21 protein-coding genes are annotated in these 23,933 nt (G+C 66.3%); 4 read left to right on the forward strand and 17 right to left on the reverse strand.

The window, feature by feature from the left end:
• Position 1: 1 nt before the first annotated feature.
• The 7 genes from nqrF to BLT78_RS09420 form a co-directional block, all read right to left on the reverse strand.
• Positions 2 to 1,225, reverse strand: a complete 1,224-nt coding sequence (gene nqrF, locus BLT78_RS09390; RefSeq protein ID WP_090348724.1) for an NADH:ubiquinone reductase (Na(+)-transporting) subunit F — start codon at positions 1,223 to 1,225, stop codon at positions 2 to 4.
• Between the two features lie 15 nt (positions 1,226 to 1,240).
• On the reverse strand, positions 1,241 to 1,849 hold the full coding sequence (gene nqrE, locus BLT78_RS09395) for an NADH:ubiquinone reductase (Na(+)-transporting) subunit E (protein ID WP_090348725.1): 609 nt from the start codon (positions 1,847 to 1,849) through the stop codon (positions 1,241 to 1,243).
• On the reverse strand, positions 1,849 to 2,514 hold the full coding sequence (locus tag BLT78_RS09400; RefSeq protein ID WP_090348726.1) for an NADH:ubiquinone reductase (Na(+)-transporting) subunit D: 666 nt from the start codon (positions 2,512 to 2,514) through the stop codon (positions 1,849 to 1,851). The genes nqrE and BLT78_RS09400 overlap by 1 nt, the downstream gene beginning before the upstream one ends.
• 2 nt (positions 2,515 to 2,516) lie before the next feature.
• Positions 2,517 to 3,308, reverse strand: a complete 792-nt coding sequence (locus tag BLT78_RS09405; RefSeq protein ID WP_090348727.1) for a Na(+)-translocating NADH-quinone reductase subunit C — start codon at positions 3,306 to 3,308, stop codon at positions 2,517 to 2,519.
• Positions 3,301 to 4,512: an NADH:ubiquinone reductase (Na(+)-transporting) subunit B gene (locus tag BLT78_RS09410; protein ID WP_090348728.1), complete on the reverse strand. Its 1,212-nt coding sequence runs from the start codon at positions 4,510 to 4,512 to the stop codon at positions 3,301 to 3,303. The genes BLT78_RS09405 and BLT78_RS09410 overlap by 8 nt, the downstream gene beginning before the upstream one ends.
• Positions 4,513 to 4,514: 2 nt before the next feature.
• Positions 4,515 to 5,852 (reverse strand): Na(+)-translocating NADH-quinone reductase subunit A, encoded by a 1,338-nt coding sequence (locus tag BLT78_RS09415; protein ID WP_090348729.1) that lies wholly within the window; start codon positions 5,850 to 5,852, stop codon positions 4,515 to 4,517.
• Positions 5,853 to 6,139: 287 nt separating this feature from the next.
• Positions 6,140 to 7,600, reverse strand: coding sequence for a glyceraldehyde-3-phosphate dehydrogenase (locus BLT78_RS09420; protein WP_090348730.1), 1,461 nt, complete (start codon positions 7,598 to 7,600; stop codon positions 6,140 to 6,142).
• A 128-nt stretch (positions 7,601 to 7,728) separates the two neighbouring features.
• Between BLT78_RS09420 and mfd the strand changes: the two genes are divergently transcribed.
• Positions 7,729 to 11,169, forward strand: coding sequence for a transcription-repair coupling factor (gene mfd, locus BLT78_RS09425; protein ID WP_090348731.1), 3,441 nt, complete (start codon positions 7,729 to 7,731; stop codon positions 11,167 to 11,169).
• 11 nt (positions 11,170 to 11,180) lie between these two features.
• Entirely contained in the window at positions 11,181 to 11,708 is a 528-nt protein-coding gene (locus tag BLT78_RS09430) for a CsiV family protein (protein ID WP_090348732.1), read from the forward strand.
• 110 nt (positions 11,709 to 11,818) lie between these two features.
• Here BLT78_RS09430 and BLT78_RS09435 read toward each other — a convergent pair whose 3' ends face one another.
• From BLT78_RS09435 to BLT78_RS09450, 4 genes are read right to left on the reverse strand one after another with little or no spacing between them, the layout of a single operon-like run.
• Complete coding sequence (locus tag BLT78_RS09435) at positions 11,819 to 12,559, reverse strand: S-methyl-5'-thioinosine phosphorylase (RefSeq protein WP_090348733.1); 741 nt, start codon at positions 12,557 to 12,559, stop codon at positions 11,819 to 11,821.
• Between the two features lie 15 nt (positions 12,560 to 12,574).
• Positions 12,575 to 13,570, reverse strand: a complete 996-nt coding sequence (nagZ, locus tag BLT78_RS09440; protein ID WP_090348734.1) for a beta-N-acetylhexosaminidase — start codon at positions 13,568 to 13,570, stop codon at positions 12,575 to 12,577.
• 9 nt (positions 13,571 to 13,579) lie between these two features.
• Positions 13,580 to 14,116 carry a L,D-transpeptidase gene (locus tag BLT78_RS09445; protein ID WP_090348735.1) on the reverse strand — a complete coding sequence of 179 codons (537 nt, stop codon included), beginning with the start codon at positions 14,114 to 14,116 and terminating at the stop codon, positions 13,580 to 13,582.
• 33 nt (positions 14,117 to 14,149) lie between these two features.
• Positions 14,150 to 14,851 (reverse strand): TetR/AcrR family transcriptional regulator, encoded by a 702-nt coding sequence (locus BLT78_RS09450; RefSeq protein WP_090348736.1) that lies wholly within the window; start codon positions 14,849 to 14,851, stop codon positions 14,150 to 14,152.
• A 174-nt stretch (positions 14,852 to 15,025) separates the two neighbouring features.
• On the opposite strand from BLT78_RS09450, the gene lexA reads away from it, so the two are divergent.
• Positions 15,026 to 15,640 carry a transcriptional repressor LexA gene (gene lexA / locus BLT78_RS09455; protein WP_090348737.1) on the forward strand — a complete coding sequence of 205 codons (615 nt, stop codon included), beginning with the start codon at positions 15,026 to 15,028 and terminating at the stop codon, positions 15,638 to 15,640.
• A 78-nt stretch (positions 15,641 to 15,718) separates the two neighbouring features.
• Here lexA and BLT78_RS09460 read toward each other — a convergent pair whose 3' ends face one another.
• From BLT78_RS09460 to fadB, 6 genes are all read right to left on the reverse strand, one after another.
• Positions 15,719 to 15,958 carry a hypothetical protein gene (locus BLT78_RS09460; protein ID WP_090348738.1) on the reverse strand — a complete coding sequence of 80 codons (240 nt, stop codon included), beginning with the start codon at positions 15,956 to 15,958 and terminating at the stop codon, positions 15,719 to 15,721.
• A gap of 111 nt (positions 15,959 to 16,069) precedes the next feature.
• On the reverse strand, positions 16,070 to 16,594 hold the full coding sequence (locus BLT78_RS09465; protein ID WP_090348739.1) for a DUF6586 family protein: 525 nt from the start codon (positions 16,592 to 16,594) through the stop codon (positions 16,070 to 16,072).
• Positions 16,595 to 16,719: 125 nt separating this feature from the next.
• The gene (topA, locus tag BLT78_RS09470) at positions 16,720 to 19,320 is read right to left on the reverse strand and encodes a type I DNA topoisomerase (RefSeq protein ID WP_090348740.1); all 2,601 of its coding nucleotides are present in this window, start codon (positions 19,318 to 19,320) and stop codon (positions 16,720 to 16,722) included.
• Positions 19,321 to 19,442: 122 nt separating this feature from the next.
• A complete protein-coding gene (locus BLT78_RS09475) occupies positions 19,443 to 19,706 on the reverse strand; it encodes a DUF1653 domain-containing protein (protein WP_090348741.1) in 264 nt (87 codons plus the stop codon).
• A gap of 73 nt (positions 19,707 to 19,779) precedes the next feature.
• On the reverse strand, positions 19,780 to 20,955 hold the full coding sequence (gene fadA, locus BLT78_RS09480) for an acetyl-CoA C-acyltransferase FadA (protein WP_090348742.1): 1,176 nt from the start codon (positions 20,953 to 20,955) through the stop codon (positions 19,780 to 19,782).
• A 28-nt stretch (positions 20,956 to 20,983) separates the two neighbouring features.
• Positions 20,984 to 23,131: a fatty acid oxidation complex subunit alpha FadB gene (gene fadB, locus BLT78_RS09485; RefSeq protein WP_090348743.1), complete on the reverse strand. Its 2,148-nt coding sequence runs from the start codon at positions 23,129 to 23,131 to the stop codon at positions 20,984 to 20,986.
• A gap of 326 nt (positions 23,132 to 23,457) precedes the next feature.
• Here fadB and BLT78_RS09490 point away from each other — a divergent pair, with 326 nt between their 5' ends.
• Entirely contained in the window at positions 23,458 to 23,895 is a 438-nt protein-coding gene (locus tag BLT78_RS09490; protein WP_090348744.1) for a universal stress protein, read from the forward strand.
• Positions 23,896 to 23,933 lie beyond the last annotated feature (38 nt).

The following is a 23,933-nucleotide window of genomic DNA, read 5'->3' on the forward strand; positions in this document are numbered from 1 at the left end:
TCTAGCCGCCGAAGTCGTCGAGCAGGATGTTCTCCCGCTCCACGCCCAGGTCCAGCAGCATCTTGATCACCGCGGCGTTCATCATCGGCGGGCCGCACATGTAGAACTCGCAGTCCTCGGGCGCCGGATGGTCCTTCAGGTAGTTCTCGTAGAGGACGTTGTGGATGAAGCCGGTGAGGCCGCTCCAGTTGTCCTCGGGCTGCGGATCGGACAGCGCCAGGTGCCACTTGAAGTTCGGGTTCTCGGCCTGCAGCTGGTCGTACTCCTCGACATAGAACGCCTCGCGCATCGAGCGCGCGCCGTACCAGAAGCTCATCTTGCGCGTGGACTTCAGGCGCTTGAGCTGGTCGAAGATGTGCGAACGCATCGGCGCCATGCCGGCGCCACCGCCGATGAACACCATCTCGTTGTCGGTGTCCTTGGCGAAGAACTCGCCGAAGGGTCCGTACACGGTGATCTTGTCGCCCGGCTTGAGGTTGAACACGAACGAGGACATCTTGCCCGGCGGGATGTCATCCTTGCCCGGCGGCGGCGAGGCGATACGGATGTTGAACTTGACGATGCCCTTCTCTTCCGGGTAGTTCGCCATGGAGTAGGCGCGAATGGTGGGCTCGTCCACCTTCGACACGTAACGCCACATGTTGAACTTGTCCCAGTCGCCGCGGTACTCGGGCTGGATGTCGAAGTCCTTGTAGTTGACCACGTGCGGCGGGCACTCCAGCTGCACGTAGCCACCGGCACGGAAGTCCACGCTCTCGCCTTGCGGCAGGCGCAGGGTCAGCTCCTTGATGAAGGTGGCAACGTTGGGGTTGGACTCCACCGTGCATTCCCACTTCTTCACGCCGAAGACCTCTTCCGGCACCTCGATGTGCATGTCCTGCTTGACCGGGGTCTGGCAGGACAGGCGCCAGCCGGCCTTGGCCTCGCGCTTGGTGAAGTGCGACTCCTCGGTCGGCAGCATCTCGCCGCCGCCCGACTCGACGATGCACTTGCACTGCGCGCAGGTGCCGCCGCCGCCACAGGCAGAGGACAGGAAGATGTTGTTGGCCGCCAGAGTCTGCAGCAGCTTGCCGCCGGCCGGTACGGTGATGGTGCGCTCGCCGTTGATGAGGATGTTCACGTCGCCGCTGGACACCAGCTTGGCGCGGGCCATCAGGATGATGACCACCAGCGCCAGCACGATCGCAGTGAACATGCCGATGGCGAGGAAGATTTCGTAGTTCATCTGTTCTTCCCTTCCTTAGAGCTGCACGCCGGAGAACGACATGAAGCCCAGCGACATCAGACCGATGGTGATGAAGGTGATGCCCAGGCCCTGCAGGCCGGCCGGCACGTCGCTGTACTTGAGCTTCTCGCGTACACCGGCGAGCACGGCGATCGCCAGCGCCCAGGAGAAGCCCGAGCCCAGGCCGTAGACCACGCTCTCGGAGAGGTTGTAGTCACGCTCGACCATGAACAGGGTACCGCCCATGATGGCGCAGTTCACCGTGATCAGCGGCAGGAACACGCCCAGCGCGTTGTAGAGCGAGGGCACGTACTTGTCCAGCAGCATCTCGAGGATCTGCACGATGGCGGCGATCACGCCGATGTAGCTGAGCAGGCCGAGGAAGCTGAGATCCACTTCCGGCAGGCCGGCCCAGGCCAGCGCGCCGTCCTTGAGCAGGTAGGTGTAGATCAGGTTGTTGGCCGGCACGGTGATGGTCTGCACCACCACCACGGCGATACCCAGGCCGATCGCCGTTTCCACCTTTTTGGAAATGGCGATGAAGGTGCACATGCCGAGGAAGAAGGCCAGTGCCATGTTCTCCACGAACACGGCCTTCACGAACAGGCTGATGTAGTGTTCCATCAGTAGGCCTCCTTGCTGACGTGCGGAGCCATCTTGTAGCTGGGTTTCTCGACCTGGGCGGTCTTCCAGGTACGCAGGCCCCAGATGATCAGGCCGATCAGGAAGAACGCCGAGGGCGGCAGCAGCAGCAGACCATTGGGCTGATACCAGCCACCGTCATTGACCACCGGCAGGATCTCGAAGCCGAGCAGCTTGCCGGCGCCGAACAGCTCGCGGACGATGCCCAGCACGATCAGCATGGCGCTGTAACCCAGGCCGTTGCCGATACCGTCGAAGAACGACAGCAGCGGCGGATTGGCCATGGCGAAGGCTTCGGCGCGGCCCATCACGATGCAGTTGGTGATGATCAGGCCGACGAACACCGACAGCTGCTTGGACAGGCTGTAGGCATAGGCCTTGAGCACCTGATCGACCACGATCACCAGCGAGGCGATGATCACCATCTGCACGATCATGCGGATCGAACTGGGGATCTGGCTGCGGATCAGCGAGATGAACAGGTTGGAGAAGCCGGTCACCAGGGTCAGGGCGATCGACATCACCAGTGCCGTCTTCAGGTTGGAGGTCACCGCCAGCGCCGAGCAGATGCCGAGGATCTGCAGGCCGATGGGGTTGTTGTTGAAGACCGGGTTGAGCAGGACTTCCTTGATGGTGGGTTTGGACATGATCAGGCCTCCCCGGCACGCAGGTTAGCGATGAAGGGACCGAAACCGTTCCGGCCCAGCCAGAACTGCAGCAGGTTGTGCACGCCGTTGCTGGTCAGGGTCGCGCCGGCGAGGGCGTCGACCTGGTGCACGGCCTGCGGGCTCTGCGGATCGACCCCGCCCTTGACGACGGCCACAGCCAGCTCACCCTGCTCGTTGAACAGGGTCTTGCCCGGCCACAGGCCCTTCCACTTCGGATTGTCCACCTCGCCGCCCAGACCGGGGGTCTCAGCGTGCTGGTAGAAGCCGAAACCGGCCACGGTATTGAGGTCGCCCTTGACCGCCATGAAGCCGTGCAGGGTCGACCACAGGCCATAGCCACGCACCGGTAGGATCAGGGTTTCCAGCTGACCCTCGGCGTTCTCCACCAGGTAAACGGTGGTGAAACGCTCGCGACGCTTGATCGAGGCGATGTCGTCGCTTCCCGGCAGGACATCGGAAAGCTTCGGATCCTTCGCCGCCTTGAGCGGATCGAAGGTCTTGGCGTCATAGGCGTCACTGAACTTGCCAACCTGCAGGTCGACCACGCGCGCACGGATGCGCTCGGCGAACAGCTTCTTCACCTTGGTCCCGGACATCTGGGCGTCGCCCAGGCCGGCGATGGCCAGGATGCTGCGCTGCTTGTCCAGCTGGCGGTTCTCGACCTGGGTCGGCTTCAGTGCCACGGCCGCGCCGGCGACGAACACCGAGCACACCAGGCAGACCACCAGCGCCACCAGCAGGGTGCGGGCGGTGGATTCCTTTTGACTAGACATTGCGTGCCAGCCTCCGCTTGATATTGGCCTGAACGACGAAGTGGTCGATCAGCGGTGCAAACAGGTTGGCGAACAGGACCGCCAGCATCATGCCTTCCGGGAAGGCCGGGTTGACCACGCGGATCAGCACGACCATCAGGCCGATCAGCGCACCGAACAGCCACTTGCCGGTGTTGGTCATCGACGCGGAAACCGGGTCGGTGGCCATGAACACCATGGCGAAGGCGAAACCGCCGACCACCAGGTGCCAGTACCAGGGCATGGCGAACATCGGGTTGGTGTCCGAGCCGATGACGTTGAACAGGGTGCTGGTGGCGACCATGCCGATCATCACGCCGGCGACGATGCGCCAGGCGGCGATCTTGGTCAGCAGCAGCACGCCGCCGCCGATCAGGATGGCCAGGGTGCTGGTTTCGCCGATCGAGCCGTGCATGTTGCCGAGGAAGGCGTCCATCCAGGTGATGCCCTGGCCGACGATCGCCTCGACGCCGCCGGCGGCGGCCAGGCTCAGGCTGGTGGCGCCGGCATAGCCGTCCACCGCGGTCCACACGCCGTCACCGGACATCTGCGCCGGATAGGCGAAGAACAGGAAGGCGCGACCGACCAGTGCCGGGTTGAGGAAGTTCTTGCCGGTGCCACCGAACACTTCCTTGCCGATCACCACGCCGAAGCTGATGCCCAGCGCGACCTGCCACAGCGGGATGCTCGGCGGCAGGATCAGGGCGAACAGCACGGAGGTGACGAAGAAGCCCTCGTTGACCTCGTGACGACGGATGGAAGCGAACAGCACCTCCCAGAAACCGCCGACGATGAAGGTCACCAGATACACCGGCAGGAAGTACGCCGCACCCTGGATGAAGCAGTCCCACAGGCTGGCCGGATCGAAGCCGGCCAGCGCACCGATCAGGCTGAAGCGCCAGCCGTCCTGTGCCGCCAGCAGCTCGGGGCTCTGGGCGAAGATCAGGTTGGCCTGATGGCCGATGTTCCACATGCCGAAGAACATCGCCGGGAAGGTGCACAGCCACACGGTGATCATCATGCGCTTGAGGTCGATGCCGTCGCGCACGTGGGCGGTGGTGCGGGTCACGCTACCGGGGCGATAGAAGAAGGTATCCACCGCCTCGTAGAGGGCGTACCACTTCTCGTACTTGCCGCCCTTCTCGAAGTTGTGCTCGATCTTGTCGAGAAAATCTCGCATTCCCATGGTCAACCCTCCTTCTCGATGCGGGTCAGGTTATCCCGCAGGATCGGGCCGTATTCGTACTTTCCGGCGCAGACGTAGCTGCACAGCGCCAGGTCTTCCTCGTCCAGCTCGAGGCAACCGAGCTTCTGCGCCATCTCGGTGTCACCGACGATGAGGTAGCGCAGCAACTGGGTGGCGAGGATGTCCAGCGGCATCACTTCCTCGTAGTTGCCCACCGGCACCATGGCGCGCGAACTGCCGTTGGTGGTGGTGGTGAACGGAAGCTTCCGGTCGCCCATCAGCTTGGAGACGAACACGTTGAGCACCGAATGCTTGTTCACCCCTGCGCGCAGGTAGTGCAGCATTTCGCGGTCGTCGCCTTCGCGCAGGCAGGACACCTGAAGGTGGTAGCGCCCCAGGTAGGCACAGGCGCCACGCGAAGTGCGACCACCGAACACCGAACCGGAAATCACCCGGTTGTTGCCCGGTTGCAGCTCGCCGGCGGTCAGCTCCTGCAGGCTGGCACCCAGACGGGTGCGCACCAGGCGCGGCTTGTCGACCACCGGACCGGCCAGGGCCACCACGCGTTCGGACCACAGCTGACCGGTGGTGAACAGCTTGCCGACGGCGATGACGTCCTGGTAGTTGAGGGTCCACACGCTCTTGGTCGCGCTGACCGGATCGAGGAAGTGCACGTGGGTGCCGGCCAGGCCGGCCGGATGGGGGCCGGCAAAGCTTGCGGCAGTGACCCCGGTGACGCCTTCGCCCGGCAGGCTGACGCCCTCGGCCTTGCACAGGAACACCTTGGCCAGGCGCGCCAGCACCTTGAGACCATTTTCGAAGTCGGCCGCATATTCACCGACGATCACCGCCGGATCGGCGGCCAGCGGGTTGGTGTCGATGGCGGTGACGAAGATCGAGCTGGGCACGGCGTCGACGGCCGGCACCTTGCTGTACGGGCGGGTACGCAGGGCGCTCCACAGACCGGAAGCCTGCAGGTTGTCGCGCACCTGAGCCGCATCGAGGCTGGCCAGTTGGCTGGCCGGATAGCTGGCAAAGGTGAGCTGCTCGTCGCCGTCCACGTCGATGACCACGGACTGCAGCACGCGCTGCTCACCGCGATGGATGGCGCTGATCACACCGGCAGCTGGCGCCGTATAGTTCACCCCGGGGGTCTTCTTGTCGGAGAACAGGACCTGGCCGAGTTTGACTCGATCACCGACCTGCACCTGCATCGTTGGCTTCATCCCGTGATAGTCGAAGCCTACGACCGCTACGCTGCGCACCGGCCGACCGGCCTCGATGCGCTGCGCAGGTGCGCCGGTGATGGGCAGGTCCAGACCACGTTTGATTTTTATCATACGTATTGCCCAATCACTGTGTATGAAACGGAAAGGGGCACCCGGAACTGTCCGCCCCGCGATGACTGCCCCCTCTGCCAGCCATCATCGGACGTTGTACCGGGCAAACCCCGTGCAAAAATCCGCACGATTATAAGGACCCCCTCTCCGACTGGCCACCTTGACCGCCGAATAATTGGCGGCAAACAGTAACAAGTGGATACAGGGAGCAATCGCAAGCGCTTGTCCGGAAAAGCAAAACGGGAGCCGAAGCTCCCGTTTTGTCTCAGCCCATCACTGGCTGCGGATCAGCGCGGGAAAGCCGGCGGGTTGACCCCGGCCATGTCCTCCAGCACGCGCACCACCTGGCAGCTGTAACCGAACTCGTTGTCGTACCACACGTAGAGAACGACGCGATTGTCGTTGCAGATGGTCGCTTCGGCATCGACCACACCGGCATGGCGGGAGCCGACGAAGTCGGTGGACACCACTTCCGGCGAGTTGGTGAAGTCGATCTGCTTGTGCAGCTCGGAGTGCAGCGCCATGTAGCGCAGGTAGTCGTTGATCTCCTCGCGGCTGGTGGCCTTCTCGAGGGTCAGGTTGAGGATGGCCATGGACACGTTCGGCGTCGGCACGCGGATGGCGTTGCCGGTCAGCTTGCCCTTCAGCACCGGCAGAGCCTTGGCGGCGGCGGTGGCGGCGCCGGTCTCGGTGATCACCATGTTCAGCGGTGCACTGCGGCCACGGCGATCGCCCTTGTGGAAGTTGTCGATCAGGTTCTGGTCGTTGGTATAGGAGTGCACGGTCTCCACGTGACCGTGGGCGATGCCGAACTTGTCGTAGACGGCCTTGAGCACCGGCACGATGGCGTTGGTGGTGCAGGAGGCGGCAGAGAGGATCTTGTCCTCGTCGCTGATCAGACCGTGGTTGATGCCGTGAACGATGTTCTTGATCTCGCCCTTGCCCGGCGCGGTCAGGATCACGCGGGCGGCGCCCGGGCACTTCAGGTGCTGGCCCAGGCCTTCGGCATCGCGCCACTTGCCGGTGTTGTCGACGACGATGGCGTTGTTGATGCCGTAGGCGGTGTAGTCGACGGTGGTCGGATCGTTGGAGTAGATCACCTGGATTAGGTTGCCATTGGCGAGGATGGTGTTGTTCTCCTCGTCGATGGTGATGGTGCCGTTGAACGGACCGTGCACCGAATCGCGACGCAGCAGACTGGCACGCTTGACCAGGTCGTTGGCGGCGCCCTTGCGCACGACGATGGCGCGCAGACGCAGGCCGTCGCCGCCACCGGTCTTCTCGATCAGGATGCGCGCCAGCAGGCGACCGATGCGGCCGAAGCCGTACAGCACCACGTCGGTGCCCTGGCGCTGCTCGTTGCCCTGCTTGCCGACCACTTCGGCCAGCTCCTCGCGCACGAACTGCTCGGCGCTGCGGCCGCTGCCTTCGTGCTTGAACTTGACAGCCAGACGACCGAGGTCGACGGAAGCAGCGCCCAGCTCCAGCTGGCTCAGGGCCTGCAGGATCGGGAAGGTGTCATGCACCGACAGCTCGGCGTCGTCGATCTGGCGAGCGAAGCGATGCGCCTTGAGGATGCCGATCACCGAACGGTTGATCAGGCCGCGGCCATAGATAGAAGTCACCACATTGTTGTTGCGGTAGAGCTGGCCGATCAGCGGAATCATGGCCTCAGCGAGGGCCTCGCGGTCAATCCACTCACCAAGGCACTGGTCGGTCTTCTGGGTCACGGGCGATACCTTCCACATGTAGGGGATAACAAAAAGGGCTACATTATGACGACCCCGAAGCGTTCGGGCAACGTGCCTCACTCATCACTGACAGTCGGTGCGCCGCACCGCTACAATCGCGGCTTTGTCGCCATCCCGAGCCGCCCGTGACCGTACTGCGTCTTCCGAGCCTGCCGGCAGCCGCCGGCAAACAACACTGGGGCAACCTGCCCGGCGCCGCCCAGAGCCTGGCCATCGCCGAGGCCGCCGCCGGCGCCCGCCGCTTCACCCTGCTGCTGACCGCCGACAGCCAGAGCGCCGAGCGCCTCCAGGAGGAGCTGCGCTTCTTCGCCCCGGAGCTGCCGGTGCTGCACTTCCCCGACTGGGAAACCCTGCCCTACGACGTCTTCTCGCCGCACCAGGACATCATTTCCCAGCGCATCGCGGCGCTGTACCGCCTGCCGGAGCTGAAGCACGGCGTGCTGGTGGTGCCTATCGCCACCGCCCTGCAGCGCCTGGCGCCACCGCGCTTCCTGCTCGGCTCCAGCCTGGTGCTGGATGTCGGCCAGCGGCTCGACGTCGACGACATGCGCGCACGCCTGGAGGCCGCCGGCTACCGCTGCGTGGACACCGTCTACGAACACGGCGAGTTCGCCGTGCGCGGCGCGCTGATCGACCTGTTCCCGATGGGCAGCCCCCTGCCCTACCGCATCGACCTGTTCGACGACGAGATCGAGACGCTGCGCACCTTCGACCCGGAGACCCAGCGCTCGGTGGACAAGGTCGACTCGGTGCGCCTGCTGCCGGCCCGCGAGTTCCCGCTGGAGAAGAAGGCGGTCGCCGACTTCCGCGCGCGCTTTCGCGAGCGCTTCGACGTCGACTACCGGCGCTGCCCGCTGTACCAGGACCTGTCCAGCGGTCTCACCCCGGCCGGCATCGAGTACTACCTGCCGTTGTTCTTCGAGCAGACCGCCACGCTGTTCGACTACCTCCCCGGCGAGACCCAGGTGTTCTCCCTGCCCGGCATCGAACATGCCGCCGAGCAGTTCTGGATCGACCTGCGCAGCCGCTACGAGGACCGCCGCTACGATCCCGAGCGCCCGCTGCTGCCGCCGGCCGAACTGTTCCTCGCCGTCGAGGACTGCTTCGCGCGCCTCAAGGACTGGCCTCGGGTGATCGCCGACCAGCGCGACCTGGAGCCCGGTGTCGGTCGCGAACGCTTCGCCGCCCGCGCCCTGCCCGACCTGGCGATCCAGGCCAAGGCCGGCGAGCCGCTGGCCGCGCTGCGCCGCTTCATCGAGGAATACCCGGGCCGGGTGCTGTTCTGCGCCGAGTCGGCGGGGCGCCGCGAGGTGCTGCTGGAACTGCTCGCCCGCCTCAAGCTGAAGCCCCGGGAGGTCGACAGCTGGGCGGCATTCGCCGCCGACCGCGAACGCCTGGCGATCTGCATCGCCCCGCTCGACGAGGGCCTGCTGCTCGACGAGCTGGCGCTGATCCCGGAAAGCCCGCTGTTCGGCCACCGCGTGATGCAGCGCCGGCGCCGCGACAAGACCCGCGACGCCGGCGACAACGTGATCAAGCACCTCACCGAACTGCGCGAGGGCGCGCCGGTGGTGCACATCGACCACGGCGTCGGCCGCTACCACGGCCTGGTCACGCTCGAGGTGGAAGGCCAGCCGGCCGAGTTCCTCATGCTCGAGTACGCCGACGAGGCCAAGCTCTACGTGCCGGTGGCCAGCCTGCACCTGATCGCCCGCTACACCGGCAGCGACGACGCCCTCGCCCCGCTGCACCGCCTCGGCTCCGAACAGTGGCAAAAGGCCAAACGCAAGGCCGCCGAGCAGGTGCGCGACGTCGCCGCCGAGCTGCTCGACGTCTACGCCCGCCGCGCCGCCCGCGAGGGCTTCACCTTCAGCGATCCGCACGCCGACTACGAGACCTTCGCCGCCGGCTTCCCGTTCGAGGAAACCCCGGACCAGCAGGCCGCCATCGAGGCGGTGCGCGCCGACATGCTCAGCAGCAAGCCGATGGACCGCCTGGTGTGCGGCGACGTCGGCTTCGGCAAGACCGAGGTGGCCATGCGCGCCGCCTTCATCGCCGTGCACAGTGGCAAGCAGGTGGCGGTGCTGGTACCCACCACCCTGCTCGCCCAGCAGCACTACAACAGCTTCCGCGACCGTTTCGCCGACTGGCCGGTGAAGGTCGAGGTGATGAGTCGCTTCAAGTCGGCCAAGGAAGTGCGCGACGCCGAACAGCTACTCGCCGAGGGCAAGGTCGACATCGTCATCGGCACCCACAAGCTGCTGCAGGACGACGTCCAGTTCAAGGATCTCGGATTGGTGATCATCGACGAGGAGCATCGCTTCGGCGTGCGCCAGAAGGAACAGCTCAAGGCGCTGCGCAGCGAGGTGGACATCCTCACCCTGACCGCCACGCCGATCCCGCGCACCCTGAACATGGCGGTGTCGGGCATGCGCGACCTGTCGATCATCGCCACCCCGCCGGCGCGTCGGCTGTCGGTGCGCACCTTCGTCATGGAGCAGAACAAGCCGACCATCAAGGAGGCGCTGCTGCGCGAGCTGCTGCGCGGCGGCCAGGTCTACTACCTGCACAACGAGGTGAAGACCATCGACAAGTGCGCCGCCGACCTGGCCGAACTGGTGCCGGAGGCGCGCATCGGCGTCGGCCACGGGCAGATGCGCGAGCGCGAGCTCGAGCAGGTGATGAGCGACTTCTACCACAAGCGCTTCAACGTGCTGGTGGCCTCGACCATCATCGAGACCGGCATCGACGTACCGAGCGCCAACACCATCATCATCGAGCGCGCCGACAAGTTCGGGCTGGCCCAGCTGCACCAGCTGCGCGGCCGGGTCGGACGCAGCCACCACCAGGCCTACGCCTACCTGCTCACCCCGTCGCGCAAGCAGATGACCGAGGACGCGCAGAAGCGCCTGGAGGCCATCGCCAACGCTCAGGATCTGGGCGCCGGCTTCGTGCTGGCCACCCACGACCTGGAGATCCGCGGTGCCGGCGAGCTGCTCGGCGAGGGCCAGAGCGGGCAGATCCAGGCAGTCGGCTTCACCCTGTACATGGAGATGCTCGAACGTGCGGTCAAGGCGATCCGCAAGGGCGAGCAGCCCAATCTCGAACAGCCGCTGGGCGGCGGCCCGGAGGTCAACCTGCGCCTGCCGGCGCTGATCCCTGAGGACTACCTGCCCGACGTCAACGCCCGCCTGATCCTCTACAAGCGCATCGCCTCGGCCAGCGACGAGAACGCGCTCAACGAACTGCAGGTGGAGATGATCGACCGCTTCGGCCTGCTGCCGGAGCCGGCGAAGAACCTGATGCGCCTGACCCTGCTCAAGCTGCAGGCCGAGCGACTCGGTATCAGGAAGGTCGAGGCCGGCCCGCAGGGCGGACGTATCGAGTTCGCCGCGCACACCCCGGTCGAGCCGCTGACCCTGATCAAGCTGATCCAGAGCCAGCCGAACCGCTACAAGTTCGAAGGCGCCACCCTGTTCAAGTTCCAGGTGCCGATGGAGCGCCCGGAACAACGCTTCAACACCCTGGAGGCGCTGTTCGAGCGCCTGACCCCACACGCCGCCTGAAGGAAATGCCCATGCCCCGACTGCTCCGCCCCCTGCTGCTCGCGCTGCTGCTGCTCGCTCCCGCAGCCTTCGCCGAAGCACTCTACCAGGTCGAACTGATCGTCTTCCGCCAGGCGCAACAGCCGCTCAACGCCAGCCAGCCGGCACCGGAGGACTGGGCCGCCAACGCCACCGCCATTCCCGCGCAGAACGAACGCACCCCGGCGCTGACCGACACCGTCGCCAAGCTGGAGAGCAGCCAGGGCTACCAGGTGCTGCTGCACAAGGCCTGGCAGCAGGGCGTGACCAGCAGCCCGCAGCCGGTCCGTTTCAGCACCGGCAAGGAGCGCGACGGCCACTTCCCGGTGGAGGGCACCCTCGACCTGACCCAGGGCAGCCAGCTCGAGCTGAAACTGCAGACCTGGGCCAACCAGTTCAACGCCGACGGCTTTCTCGCTGCCAGCGAGCGCCTGCAGGCCAAACGCCGCCTGCTGCCCGGCCAGCTGACCTATCTCGACCACCCGACCCTGGGCGCGCTGATCCGCGTCACGCCACTCTGAGTCGACGCCACAAACGCAAAGGGCGGCAGATCCTCGATCTGCCGCCCCTATATCCGTAGGGTGCGCCATGCGCACCACCACCAGGCAGGTGCGCATGGCGCACCCTGCTCTCATGCCTGGGCCAAGACCCGGCGCAGCACCGCCTTGACCTTGTCCATGCCCTCGGCCAGCGCCTGCTCGATCTCGGCCATGGTGATGATCCCGGTGGACTTGCCGGCCGCCGGATTGACCACCAGCGCCAGACAGGCGTAAGGCAGTTCCAGCTCGCGAGCCAGCACCGCCTCGGGCATGCCGGTCATGCCGACGATGTCGCCGCCGTCGCGCTCCAGGCGGGCGATCTCCGCCACCGTCTCCAGACGCGGCCCCTGGGTGCAGGCGTACACGCCGCGACCACTGAAATCACAACCCTCGGCGCGCAACGCGGTGGTCAGCAGCTGGCGCAGGTCTTCATCGTAGGGATGGCTGAAGTCGATGTGGGTGACGTGATCGAGCTCGCCCTCGAAGAAGGTCGAACCACGCCCCCAGGTGTAGTCGATCAGTTGGTGCGGCACGCAGAAGTGCCCGGTGCCCATGGCCGCGTGGATGCCGCCCACCGCATTGACCGCGAGGATCGCCTGCGCGCCGGCTTCCTTCAGCGCCCACAGGTTGGCGCGGTAGTTGACCTGGTGCGGCGGGATGCGGTGCGGGTGGCCGTGACGGGCGAGGAACAGCACCTCGCGGCCGCCGAACTCGCCGCGCAGCACGTCGGCCGAGGGCTTGCCCCACGGCGTTTCCAGGGTGACGGCCTCGCGAATGGTCAGCCCTTCAAGCTGGGTCAGTCCGGTACCGCCGATGATGGCTACAACGCTCATCCAGTTCTCCTCAAATCAGATCAGTCCGGCGGCGCGCAGCGCGCCCACCGCTTCGAGCCAGCGCGGCTGACTCCGGTAGTCCTGGCCCGGCCAGGACTGCGCGCGCATCCGCGCCAGACGCGCGGCCGGCTGCACGCCACGGCGCTGCAGATAATCCAGCGCCAGCTCGGCGGCGCCACGATCATTGCACACCAGCGCCATGTCACAGCCGGCATCCAGCGCCGCCGCCACCCGCGCATCGGCAGCACCGGCGACGTGGGCCCCGGCCATGCTCAGGTCGTCGCTGAAGATCACCCCCTGGTAGCCCAGTTCGCCGCGCAGGATGTCCTGCAGCCAGCGTCGCGAGAAACCGGCCGGCTGCGCGTCGACCTGCGGGTAGATGACGTGGGCCGGCATGATGCCGTCGAGCTGCGCCGCCAGGGCAACGAAAGGCTTGAGGTCGCAGGCGCGGATCTCGTCCAGAGTGCGCTCGTCGCGCGGGATGGCGATGTGCGAATCGGCCTCGGGCCAGCCGTGGCCGGGGAAGTGCTTGCCGGTGACGGCCATGCCGGCGGCGCGCATGCCGCGGATGAAGGCGCCGGCCAGCTCACCCACCCGCACCGGATCGCTGCCGAACGAGCGCGAGCCGATCACCGTGCTGCGCCCGTGATCGAGGTCGAGCACCGGCGCGAAGCTGAAGTCGAGACCGGCGGCCAGCACCTCGGTGGCCATCAGCCAGCCACAGTGCTCGGCCAGCGAGCCGGCATCCGGGGCGGCAGCCAGCGCCTGCATCGACGGCAGGCGCACGAAGCCCTGGCGCAGGCGCTGCACCCGTCCGCCCTCCTGGTCGACGGCCAGCAGCAGGTCGGGGCGCAGTGCACGGATCGCCGCGCACAGCTCGCGCACCTGCTGCGGATGCTCGATGTTGCGCGCGAACAGGATCAGGCCACCCACTTCGGGCTGGCGCAGCAGATGGCGGTCCTCGGCGCTCAGCCAGGTGCCGGCGATATCCAGCATCAGGGAACCAGACATGAAAACTCCTCAGGCGAGCGCGGCAGCCTGCCACTGCGGCTGCGGCGCCTCGTCGATGATCACGGAACAGTGCGCCGGCACCCGCTCGAACAGCTCGATCAGATCGGCATTGCGCAGGCGGATGCAGCCATGCGACAGCGCCTCGCCCATCGGCTCGCTGTCCGGGGTACCGTGCAGATAGATGTAGCGGCGGAAGGTGTCGACCGCGCCGAGGCGGTTGCGCCCCGGCTCGCAGCCGCTCAGCCAGAGAATGCGGCTGAGGATCCAGTCGCGCTGCGGGAACTGCGCCGCCAGCGCGGGCGACCAGATCTCGCCGGTCCAGCGCCGGCCGACCAGCACCGCGCCCTCGGGCAGGCCGGCGCCGATCCTGGCACGCACCTGGTGGCGCCCCCGCGGCGTGCAGCCCGACCCCTGACGCTCGCCGGGGCCGTTGCGCGCGGTGGAGACGGGCAGACGCAGACGCAACACCCCGGCGGCGAAGCCGTACAGGCACTGGTCGGCGATGGAGATGTGCAGCAGATCGAGCATGGGGGCGGTGTCAGACATGGGGCGCTAGCTTAGCCGATCGCGCGCCAGCGGTCATTCCAGACGGCTCGGGCTGCGCCCGTCGACCTCCGTGCGGGTAGCCATGCGCGGTGCCCCGGGCAATGCCGCGTCGGCACGCAGACCGGCCGCCATGAAGGGGACCAGCAGATGCAGCACCTGCTCGCTGGAGGTCTGCACCGCGAATTTGCTGTCGGCGATCCGCCCCAGCGGCTTGATGCCCGCCATGGTAAAGGCCGCGGCACCGAGCATGAAGTGCACGCGCCAGAACAGCTCCTCCGGCGGGATGGGTGGAGCCACCGCGTTCAACAGCTGCATGTAGCGACGAAACACCTTGCCGTACTTGTCATCCAGATACTGACGCACGTGGCCTTGCTCCTGGATCAGCGCGAGCCCCAGCAGGCGCATGAATACCGCGAGGTCATTGTCCAGGCGTGACTCGACGCTGCGCGCCTGTACGACCAGCAACTCGAGCAACTCCTCAAGACCGGGATCGTCCTCCCCCACCTGCTGGCGACGGGTCAACTCGGCGTCCAGAGCCTGACAGAAGGGCGTGAGAAACCGCGCGAAGACCTCGTGGATGAGCGCCTTCTTGGAGCCGAAGTGGTAGTTGACCGCGGCCAGGTTGACGCCAGCCTTGCCGGTGATCGAGCGCAGGGACGTCTCGGTGAAACCTCGCTCGGCGAACAGCTGCTCGGCTGCATCGAGAATCCGTTCGACCGTTTCCGACTGGGCCATGGTTACCCCGCTCTGAAAGCATTCATCGAATATATGAAATTCAACTTTCGTATCAAGCGAGTATGTACGCCCAGTGCGCCCCACGCCAGCGACACGGCCGACAGTAAAGAGGTTTGCCCGCCCTTCAACCCTGTATATACTTCCAGCAACTGGATAAAAAGACAGAGCCCGCCCATGCAGAAACTCACTCCCCGCCAAGGCGAGATCCTGGCCTTCATCAAGAACTGGCTGGAGCTGCACGGCTACCCGCCCACCCGCGCCGAGATCGCCCAGGAACTGGGGTTCCGCTCGCCCAACGCGGCCGAGGAGCATCTGCGCGCCCTGGCGCGCAAGGGTGCCATCGAGATGATCCCCGGCGCCTCGCGCGGCATCCGCATCCCCGACACCGAACCGAGCCTGGGAGAGAACGAGCTGCCGATCATCGGCCGGGTGGCCGCCGGCGCGCCCATCCTCGCCCAGCAACATATCGAGGACAGCTGCCGGATCAACCCGGAATTCTTCCACCCGCGCGCCGACTTCCTGCTGCGCGTGCGCGGCATGAGCATGAAGGATGTGGGGATTCTCGATGGCGACCTGCTCGCCGTGCATGCCTGCCGCGAGGCCAGCAACGGACAGATCGTGGTAGCCCGCATCGGTGAAGAAGTGACGGTGAAACGCTTCCAGCGCCGCGGCAAGCAGGTGCAGCTGCTGGCGGAGAACCCTGAGTTCGCGCCGATCGTGATCGACCTGGAGCACCCGGATCAGGAATTCGTCATCGAGGGATTGAGCGTCGGCGTGATCCGCCGTTGATCACCGGGGCTGCGGCCCCACCCCGTCCATTGCAGACGGGGCACGGGCAACACCCGTGCAGAGCAGGAGTCGCGCGGCTCAGTGCAGCACGCGCGGCTCCTCGCCGTATTCCATGTCGTAATCGCCGTCGGCCAGACTGCCGGCCATCTGCACACCCAGATTGAACATGGCCTTGGCCACCTCGATGTGCTGGCCCTGCAGGAAGGCCTTGGCATCCTCGGAAAATTCGAGCGTCACCAAGGCCTCCTCGTCATCGCCACGGCGCAGGACGATGCGGCCATCGGGTAATTCGACGATTTCCAGAAAGGATGTCGGCATGGCGTTGGGGACTCCGCGAAAAAGGCGGGCATTGTAGCAGCGACGCGCGTCACACCCTAGCACCAAGACGCCATCGGCTTACCATGCGTCGCCTGGCTGCCACCCCGCCCTTCACCACTCGCTCATGCCCTGGCGAAAACGCACGGCCAGGCGCTTGATCTGCTGCTGCCAGTCGAGCAGGGTCGCCAGCTCCAGCTCGGCCTCCTCTGCCACCGCGCCGACGTTCACCGCCGTGATCAACTCCAGGGCCGGATCGACCTTGGCCTTCTTCGCCTCCTGCGGCGGCTCGAACAGGCCGTGGTAGGCAGCCAGCAGGCGGCACAGCCAGCTCTGCCGATCCTGCGCCAGCTCGAACAGCTCGGCCAGCTCGGGACTCGGCGCCGCCGCCAGCACCTCGGCCGTCAGCAACTGCTCGACCTCGGGCACCCTGGCCTGGGACAGGCGATAGAAGCCGGCGATCTCGTGGCACAACCCCAGCAGCGCGCCATACAGATGGAACAGCGCGCTCTCGCGTGCGCCTTGCACCTGCGCCTGGGCATTCAGCGCCTGCGCCACCTCGGCAGCGCTCCAGGCATCCAGCGCCAGGGTAGCGAAATAGAGTTTCTGGTTGGTACGGGTATACAGCTCGTTGGCCATGGCGAACTCCTCGACAGAAGCTGCAGTATACCCAGCCGGCGGCAAACCGCGGCGCACCTGCGCAAACGAAACCGGCCGGGCGTCTGCACGCACCGGCCGGTCTGCTCAGCCCACCGCGGACAGGCTCAGCGCTTGTCCTCGACCTGCCACTTGCCGTCGGCATAGAAGGCGCGCCAGCCGCTGGGCTTGCCGTCCACCTCGCTCTGCACGTACTGCTCCTTGGTCTTGCGGCTGAAGCGGATCACCGCCGGGCGCCCCTCCGGGTCCTGCTGCGGGGCATCGAGCAGGTAGTGGTACTTGGCGTCCAGTTCATCCTTGTGCGGGATGAGCTCGCTGACCAACGGCGCGCGGGTCTCGCGGTTCTTGGGGAACTGGCTGGCGGCGAGGAACAGACCCGAGGCGCCATCGCGCAGCACGTAGACGTCGTCGACCTTGGCGCAGCGCAGTTCCGGCATCTTGATCGGATCGATCTTCGGCGGCGCCGCCTCGCCGTTCTTGAGCAGCTTGCGGGTGTTCTTGCAGCTCGCATTGGTGCAACCGAAGAACTTGCCGAAGCGGCCGGTCTTCAGCTGCATCTCGCTGCCGCACTTGTCGCACTCGAGGCTCGGCCCTTCGTAGCCCTTGATGCGGTACTGGCCTTCCTCGATCTCGTAGCCCGAGCAGTCCGGGTTGTTGCCGCAGATGTGCAGCTTGTGCTGCTCGTCGAGCAGGTAGGCATCCATCGCCGTGCCGCACTTGGCGCAGCGATGCTTGCCACGCAGCACGCGGGATTCGGATTCGCCCTCGTCGTCGGCGGCGATCTCGTCGCCCGGCACCAGGTTGACGGTGGACTTGCAGCGCTCCTTGGGCGGCAGGGCGTAGCCGGAGCAGCCGAGGAACACGCCGGTGGAGGCGGTGCGGATCATCATCGGCCGGCCGCACTCCTTGCACGGAATGTCGGTCAGGGTCGGCAGGTTGGCGCGCATGCCGCCTTCGCTTGCCTCGGCCACCTCCAGCTTGCCACGGAAGTCGGCGTAGAACTCGTCGAGCAGGTGCTTCCACTCGCGCTCGCCCTGGGCCACGTCGTCGAGATGCTCCTCCATGCCGGCGGTGAAGCCGTAGTCCATCAGGTTGGCGAAGCTCTCCGACAGTCGCTCGGTGACGATCTCGCCCATCTTCTCGGCATAGAAGCGGCGGTTGTGCACGGTGACGTAGCCGCGCTCCTGAATGGTGGAGATGATCGCCGCGTAGGTGGACGGACGGCCGATGCCGCGCTTCTCCAGCTCCTTGACCAGGCTGGCTTCCGAGAAACGCGCCGGCGGCTTAGTGAAGTGCTGGGTCGGGTCGAGCGCCAAGAGGCTCAACACGTCACCCTGGGCCATGTCCGGCAGCACGTCGTCCTCGCCGGACTTGCTCTGCGGCGGCAGCACGCGGGTGAAGCCGTCGAACTTGAGAATGCGGCCCTTGGCGCGCAGCTCGTAGTCGCCGGACTGCACGCTGACGCTGGTCGACAGGTACTCGGCCGGCGGCATCTGGCAGGCGACGAACTGGCGCCAGATCAGCTCGTACAGGCGCTCGGCGTCGCGCTCCATGCCGGACAGCTGGGTCGGCCGCAGGTTGACGTCGGACGGGCGGATCGCCTCGTGCGCTTCCTGGGCGCCTTCCTTGCTGCTGTAGAAATTCGGCTTGGCCGGCAGGTACTGCTTGCCGAACTCGCTCTCGATGAAGCCGCGCGCCATCTCCAGCGCATCGGCGGAGAGGTTGGTCGAGTCGGTACGCATGTAGGTGATGTAGCCGGCCTCGTAGAGACGCTGGGCCAGCATCATGGTCTTCTTCACGCCGAAGCCCAGACGGTTGCTCGCCGCCTGCTGCAGGGTCGAGGTGATGAAGGGGGCGCCGGGCTTGCTTGAGGTCGGCTTGTCCTCGCGCTTGCTCACCGAGTAGGCCGAGGACTTCAGGGCCGCGACCGCGGCCATGGCCTGCGCCTCGTTGAGCGGCTTGAACGCCTCGCCCTTGTGGCGGGCGACCTCGAACCGCACCTTGTCCTGGCGGGCGGTGGCCAGGTCGGCGTGCACTTCCCAGTATTCTTCCGGCACGAAGGCGCGGATCTCGCGCTCGCGCTCGACCACCAGCCTCACCGCCACCGACTGCACCCGGCCGGCGGACAGACCGCGGGCGATCTTGGCCCACAGCAGCGGCGAGACCATGTAGCCGACCACGCGATCGAGGAAGCGGCGCGCCTGCTGGGCGTTGACGCGGTTGATGTCCAGTTCGCCCGGCTGGGAGAAGGCTTCCTGGATCGCCTTCTTGGTGATCTCGTTGAACACCACGCGCTTGTAGCGGCTCTCGTCGCCGCCGATTGACTCGCGCAGGTGCCAGGCGATGGCCTCTCCCTCTCTATCCAAGTCGGTTGCGAGGTAGATGGTGTCGGCATCCTTGGCCAGCCGGCGCAGCTCCTCGATCACCTTCTCCTTGCCGGGCAGGATCTCGTACTGGGCCTTCCAGCCGTGCTCGGGGTCGACCCCCATGCGTGCGAACAGCTGGCGCTTGGCCTTTTCCTTCGGCGACAGGGCCGGCGCCTCGGCGGCCGCCTTGCCGCGCTTGGCCGGCTCCTTGGCGGCCGAACCGCTGGTGGGCAGGTCGCGGATATGGCCGATGCTCGACTTCACCACGTACTGGTTGCCCAGATACTTGTTGATCGTCTTGGCCTTGGCCGGGGATTCCACGATGACCAGAGATTTGCCCATGAATCGGAAAGTTCCTGAAATAAAGTCGAGATGAACGGCGAGTACGTCGGCGCAATAAATGCAATTAAATGTGACGGCGCCCAGTCAAGGCCACGCTATATATAGTGGCCCGCGCAACGAGGTCAAGCGCGCTGCTCGGCCGGCTTGACCTCAGCGTAGTGGAATTCCACGGTTTCACTGCGCACCAGCGCAAAGCGCGGCAGGATTTCGCCTTCGACCTCGACGGTTTCCACGAACATCGCCAGCGGTCGCACCCAGAGGCCGAAATCGCCATACAGGGCCTGATAGACCACCAGCTCCTCCTCGGTCTCCGAATGCCGAACCAGCCCCAGCACGCGATATTCGCGGCCCTTGTAGTGACGATAGAGTCCGGTTTGCAGCGCCATGTAACCTCCGCGTAGTGCCTGGCCAAAAGGAAAAGCCGGAGCCCGGGGGCCCCGGCTTTTCTGCATAGGCCTATCAGACGCGCTCGAACACCGTCGAGATACCTTGACCGAGGCCGATGCACATGGTCGCCAGGCCGATGCTGCCCTGACGCTGCCTCATGACATTCAGCAAGGTGCCGGATATCCGCGCCCCGGAGCAGCCGAACGGATGCCCGAGGGCGATCGCGCCGCCGTGCAGGTTGACCTTGTCGTCGAGCTTGTCGAGCAGCTTGAGATCCTTGAGCACCGGCAGCGCCTGGGCGGCGAACGCCTCGTTGAGTTCGACGAAATCGACGTCGTCCATGCTCAGCCCGGCGCGCTTGAGCGCCTTGCGGGTCGCCGGCACCGGGCCGTAGCCCATGATCGACGGGTCGACCCCGGCCACCGCCATGGCGCGCACCCGCGCCAGCGGTTGCAGGCCCAGGTCCATGGCGCGCTGGCCGCTCATCACGATCATGCACGAGGCGCCGTCGGTGATCTGCGAGGAAGTGCCGGCAGTGACGGTGCCGTTCTTCGCATCGAACACCGGCTTGAGCTCGGCCAGGCTCTCCAGGGTGGTCTCCGGACGGATGGTCTCGTCATGGTCGAACATCTTCAGAAAGCCCTGCGCATCGTGGCCCTCGCAGGGAATCAGCTCGTCCCTGAAGCGCCCCTCGACGGTCGCCTGATGGGCCAGGCGGTGCGAGCGGCAGCCGAACTCGTCCTGCGCGGCGCGACCGATGCCGTGCATGCGCCCGAGCATCTCGGCGGTCAGCCCCATCATGCCGGCGGCCTTGGCGGCATACAGCGACAGCCGCGGATTGGGATCGACGCCATGGGTCATCGGCAGGTGCCCCATGTGCTCGACACCGCCGACCACGAACAGGTCGCCGTTGCCGGACTGGATCGCCTGGGCCGCCGTGTGCAGGGCGCTCATCGACGAGCCGCACAAGCGGCTGACGGTCTGGGCGCCGCAGGTCGGCGGGATCGGCGTCATCAGCGCGGCCATGCGCGCGATGTTCCAGCCCTGCTCGAGGGTCTGGTTGACGCAGCCCCAGATCACGTCCTCGACCTCGGCCGGATCGATCTTGGGATTGCGCGCCAGCAGCTGGCTGATCAGGGTGGCCGAGAGGTTCTCGGCACGGGTGTGGCGGTGCATGCCGCCCTTGGAACGGCCCATCGGCGTGCGACCGAAGTCGACGATCACCACGTCTCGCGGATTCAGGCTCATAGCATCTCTCGCTGCAAAGGTTGCACACTCAGGCGAAGAACTGGCGGCCGCCGGCGGCCATTTCGCGCAGCCCCTGGGTGGGCTGGTACAACGGTCCGAACTCGGCGTAGCGCTCGGCCAGGGCGACGAACTCGGCCACGCCCAAGCTGTCGATGTAGCGCAGCGCACCGCCGCGGAAGGGCGGGAAGCCGATGCCGTAGACCAGGCCCATGTCCGCCTCGGCGGCGCTCTCGACGACGCCCTCCTCCAGGCAGCGCACCGTCTCCAGGCACAGCGGCAACATCATGATGTGGACGATGTCCTCGTCTGACAGCTCGCGTGGGGCCTGTACCAACGGGGCGAGCAGCGCGGCGACGCCCGGGTCGAAACTCTTCTTCGGCTTGCCGCTCCTGTCGCTCTGGTAGGCGTAGAAGCCCTTGCCGTTCTTCTGCCCCAGGCGCCCGGCCTCGAACAGCGCGTCGAGCGCACTGCGCTGGTCCTGGCGCATGCGTTCGGGGTAACCGGCCGCCATCACCGCACTGGCGTGATGGGCGGTGTCGATGCCGACCACATCGAGCAGATAGGCCGGCCCCATCGGCCAGCCGAACTTCTCCATCACCTTGTCGATGCGCTGGAAGTCGACCCCGGCCGCGACCAGGCGGGTGAAACCGCCGAAGTAGGGAAACAGCACGCGGTTGACCAGGAAACCCGGACAGTCGTTGACCACGATGGGCGTCTTGCCCATCCGGCGCGCGTAGGCCACGGTGCTGGCAACCGCCGCCGCGCTGGTCTTCTCGCCGCGGATCACCTCGACCAGCGGCATCATGTGCACCGGGTTGAAGAAGTGCATGCCGCAGAAGTTCTGCGGGCGCTTGAGCGCCTGGGCGAGCAGGCTGACCGAGATGGTCGAGGTGTTGGTGGCGAGGATGGCGTCGTCGCGCACCTGGCCTTCCACCTCGGCGAGCACCGCCTGCTTGATCTTGGGGTTCTCCACCACCGCCTCGACCACCAGGTCGACCTGGGCGAAGTCGCCGTAGGACAGGGTCGGACGGATGGCGTTGAGCGCTCCGGCCATCTCCAGCGGGGTCAGCCGGCCCTTCTCCACCCGTTTGCCGAGCAGCTTGGCCGCCTCGTCGAGGCCGAGCTGGATGGCCTCCTCGCGGATGTCCTTCATCAGGATCGGCGTGCCCTTGACCGCCGACTGGTAGGCGATGCCGCCGCCCATGATGCCGGCACCGAGCACCGCGGCCAGCCTGACCTCGCGTGCCGCCTTCTCGTGCTCCTTGGCCTTGCGCTTGAGCTCCTGATCGTTGAGGAACAGGCCGACCAGGTTGCGCGCCACCCCACCTTTGGCCAGCTTGACCAGCGCCTGCGACTCGATCTCCAGCGCCTTGTCGCGGCCGTGGGCGGCGCCCTTCTGGATGGTCTTCACCGCCTCGACCGGGGCCGGATAGTGCGGCCCGGCCTGGCCGGCCACGTAGCCCTTGGCGCTCTCGAACACCATCATCTGCTCGATCTGGCCGAGCTTGAGCCTCTCAAGCTTGGGCTGGCGACGGGCGCGGTGATCCAGTTCGCCGGCGACCGCGCGCCGGCACAGGTCGAGAGCCGCCTCGCGCAGCAGGGCGGGGTTGACCACCGCATCGACCACCCCCACCTTGAGCGCGCTGGCCGCATCGTATTCCTTGCCGCCGGCGATCCACTCGATGGCATTGTCCGCGCCGATCAGCCGCGGCAGGCGCACGGTGCCGCCCCAGCCGGGATGGATGCCGAGCTTGACCTCCGGCAGACCGACCCTGGCGCCCTCGGCCATGACCCGGAAATCCGCCGCCAGGCACATTTCCAGGCCACCGCCCAGCGCCACGCCGTTGATCGCCACCACCGTGGCCAGCGGCAGATCCTCGAAGGCGCTGAAGATGCGGTTGCTGTCGAGATTGCCGGCCAGCAGCTGTTCCTCCGGCAGGGCGAACAGGCCGAGGAACTCGCCGACATCAGCGCCGACGATGAAGGCCTCCTTGGCGCTGGTGACGATCACCCCGCGCAGCCCCGCTGCCGCCTGCAGCGCGGCGGTCGCCGCGCGCAGCTCGCCGAGGGTCAGGCGGTTGAACTTGTTGACGGACTCGCCCTCGAGGTCGAAGGTCAACTCGGCGATGCCGTCTTCGACAGCCTGCACCCTGATGGCTTTACCCTGGTAAATCATCGACAGATCTCCATGCGATGGAAGCTCGAAACCGCCCGCGGCGCCTTCCTCAAGGATAGTTGCCGGCGAACCGCCAGCAGCCACGAGCCAAGCGGTACGGGGCGTTTCATACGGGCGTTTGATTCCGTCGCCACACCCTCGGAGAATTCCCCGGCCTTGTCAATCGTCCCACCCCGGCGTTGCCAGGGCCAGCCGCTGCAGGCATAAAGGCCACCGGCAAGCTGACCGATATCAGGTCGGCAGCGAATAACTACTGCATCATTCGGAATAGAGGCCGGTGGTCGACTGGCCCATACTGGACTCATCAACTGCCACGGAGAATCAACATGAACTATCAACACCTGCTGGTGGCGGTCGACATGACCGACGACTGCCACGTCGTGATCCAGCGAGCGGTGGAAATGGCCAACTGCTGTCAGGCGCGCCTGTCGCTGGTGCATGTGGTCGAGCCGATGTCGATGGCCTTCGGTGGCGACGTGCCGATGGACCTGTCGGCCCTGCAGGAGCAGCAGATCGACCAGGCACGCAAGCAGCTGGAAGCCTTCTCCGCCAGTCATCCGGAAATCACCAAGGACAACTCTCACCTGGCCTTCGGCCAGCCGCGCCAGGAGATCCACCGCCTGGCCCAGGAGAACGGCTGCGACCTGATCGTGGTCGGCAGCCACGGCCGCCACGGCCTGGCCCTGCTGCTCGGCTCGACCTCCAACGATGTGCTGCACGCCGCGCCCTGCGACGTGTTGGCGGTACACCTGAAGAAGTCGTGAAAAAGCGCGCGCCGCGACGGGCCTTGCACCCGCGCGGC

The organism is Pseudomonas oryzae (assembly GCF_900104805.1).
Classification (GTDB): Bacteria; Pseudomonadota; Gammaproteobacteria; order Pseudomonadales; family Pseudomonadaceae; genus Geopseudomonas; species Geopseudomonas oryzae.

What these genes read in the sequence shown, in the direction of transcription:
- nqrE (WP_090348725.1), bottom strand. Translation starts at nt 1,849, where the DNA reads ATGGAACACTACATCAGCCTGTTCGTGAAGGCCGTGTTCGTGGAGAAC.
- nagZ (WP_090348734.1), bottom strand. Translation starts at nt 13,570, where the DNA reads ATGTCTGGTTCCCTGATGCTGGATATCGCCGGCACCTGGCTGAGCGCC.
- BLT78_RS09475 (WP_090348741.1), bottom strand. Translation starts at nt 19,706, where the DNA reads ATGGCGCTGCAAACCGGACTCTATCGTCACTACAAGGGCCGCGAATAT.
- fadB (WP_090348743.1), bottom strand. Translation starts at nt 23,131, where the DNA reads ATGATTTACCAGGGTAAAGCCATCAGGGTGCAGGCTGTCGAAGACGGC.
- BLT78_RS09430 (WP_090348732.1), top strand. Translation starts at nt 11,181, where the DNA reads ATGCCCCGACTGCTCCGCCCCCTGCTGCTCGCGCTGCTGCTGCTCGCT.
- BLT78_RS09400 (WP_090348726.1), bottom strand. Translation starts at nt 2,514, where the DNA reads ATGTCCAAACCCACCATCAAGGAAGTCCTGCTCAACCCGGTCTTCAAC.
- BLT78_RS09420 (WP_090348730.1), bottom strand. Translation starts at nt 7,600, where the DNA reads ATGTGGAAGGTATCGCCCGTGACCCAGAAGACCGACCAGTGCCTTGGT.
- BLT78_RS09450 (WP_090348736.1), bottom strand. Translation starts at nt 14,851, where the DNA reads ATGGCCCAGTCGGAAACGGTCGAACGGATTCTCGATGCAGCCGAGCAG.
- BLT78_RS09435 (WP_090348733.1), bottom strand. Translation starts at nt 12,559, where the DNA reads ATGAGCGTTGTAGCCATCATCGGCGGTACCGGACTGACCCAGCTTGAA.
- BLT78_RS09490 (WP_090348744.1), top strand. Translation starts at nt 23,458, where the DNA reads ATGAACTATCAACACCTGCTGGTGGCGGTCGACATGACCGACGACTGC.
- topA (WP_090348740.1), bottom strand. Translation starts at nt 19,320, where the DNA reads ATGGGCAAATCTCTGGTCATCGTGGAATCCCCGGCCAAGGCCAAGACG.
- BLT78_RS09410 (WP_090348728.1), bottom strand. Translation starts at nt 4,512, where the DNA reads ATGGGAATGCGAGATTTTCTCGACAAGATCGAGCACAACTTCGAGAAG.
- lexA (WP_090348737.1), top strand. Translation starts at nt 15,026, where the DNA reads ATGCAGAAACTCACTCCCCGCCAAGGCGAGATCCTGGCCTTCATCAAG.
- BLT78_RS09415 (WP_090348729.1), bottom strand. Translation starts at nt 5,852, where the DNA reads ATGATAAAAATCAAACGTGGTCTGGACCTGCCCATCACCGGCGCACCT.
- nqrF (WP_090348724.1), bottom strand. Translation starts at nt 1,225, where the DNA reads ATGAACTACGAAATCTTCCTCGCCATCGGCATGTTCACTGCGATCGTG.
- fadA (WP_090348742.1), bottom strand. Translation starts at nt 20,955, where the DNA reads ATGAGCCTGAATCCGCGAGACGTGGTGATCGTCGACTTCGGTCGCACG.
- BLT78_RS09465 (WP_090348739.1), bottom strand. Translation starts at nt 16,594, where the DNA reads ATGGCCAACGAGCTGTATACCCGTACCAACCAGAAACTCTATTTCGCT.
- BLT78_RS09405 (WP_090348727.1), bottom strand. Translation starts at nt 3,308, where the DNA reads ATGTCTAGTCAAAAGGAATCCACCGCCCGCACCCTGCTGGTGGCGCTG.
- BLT78_RS09460 (WP_090348738.1), bottom strand. Translation starts at nt 15,958, where the DNA reads ATGCCGACATCCTTTCTGGAAATCGTCGAATTACCCGATGGCCGCATC.
- BLT78_RS09445 (WP_090348735.1), bottom strand. Translation starts at nt 14,116, where the DNA reads ATGTCTGACACCGCCCCCATGCTCGATCTGCTGCACATCTCCATCGCC.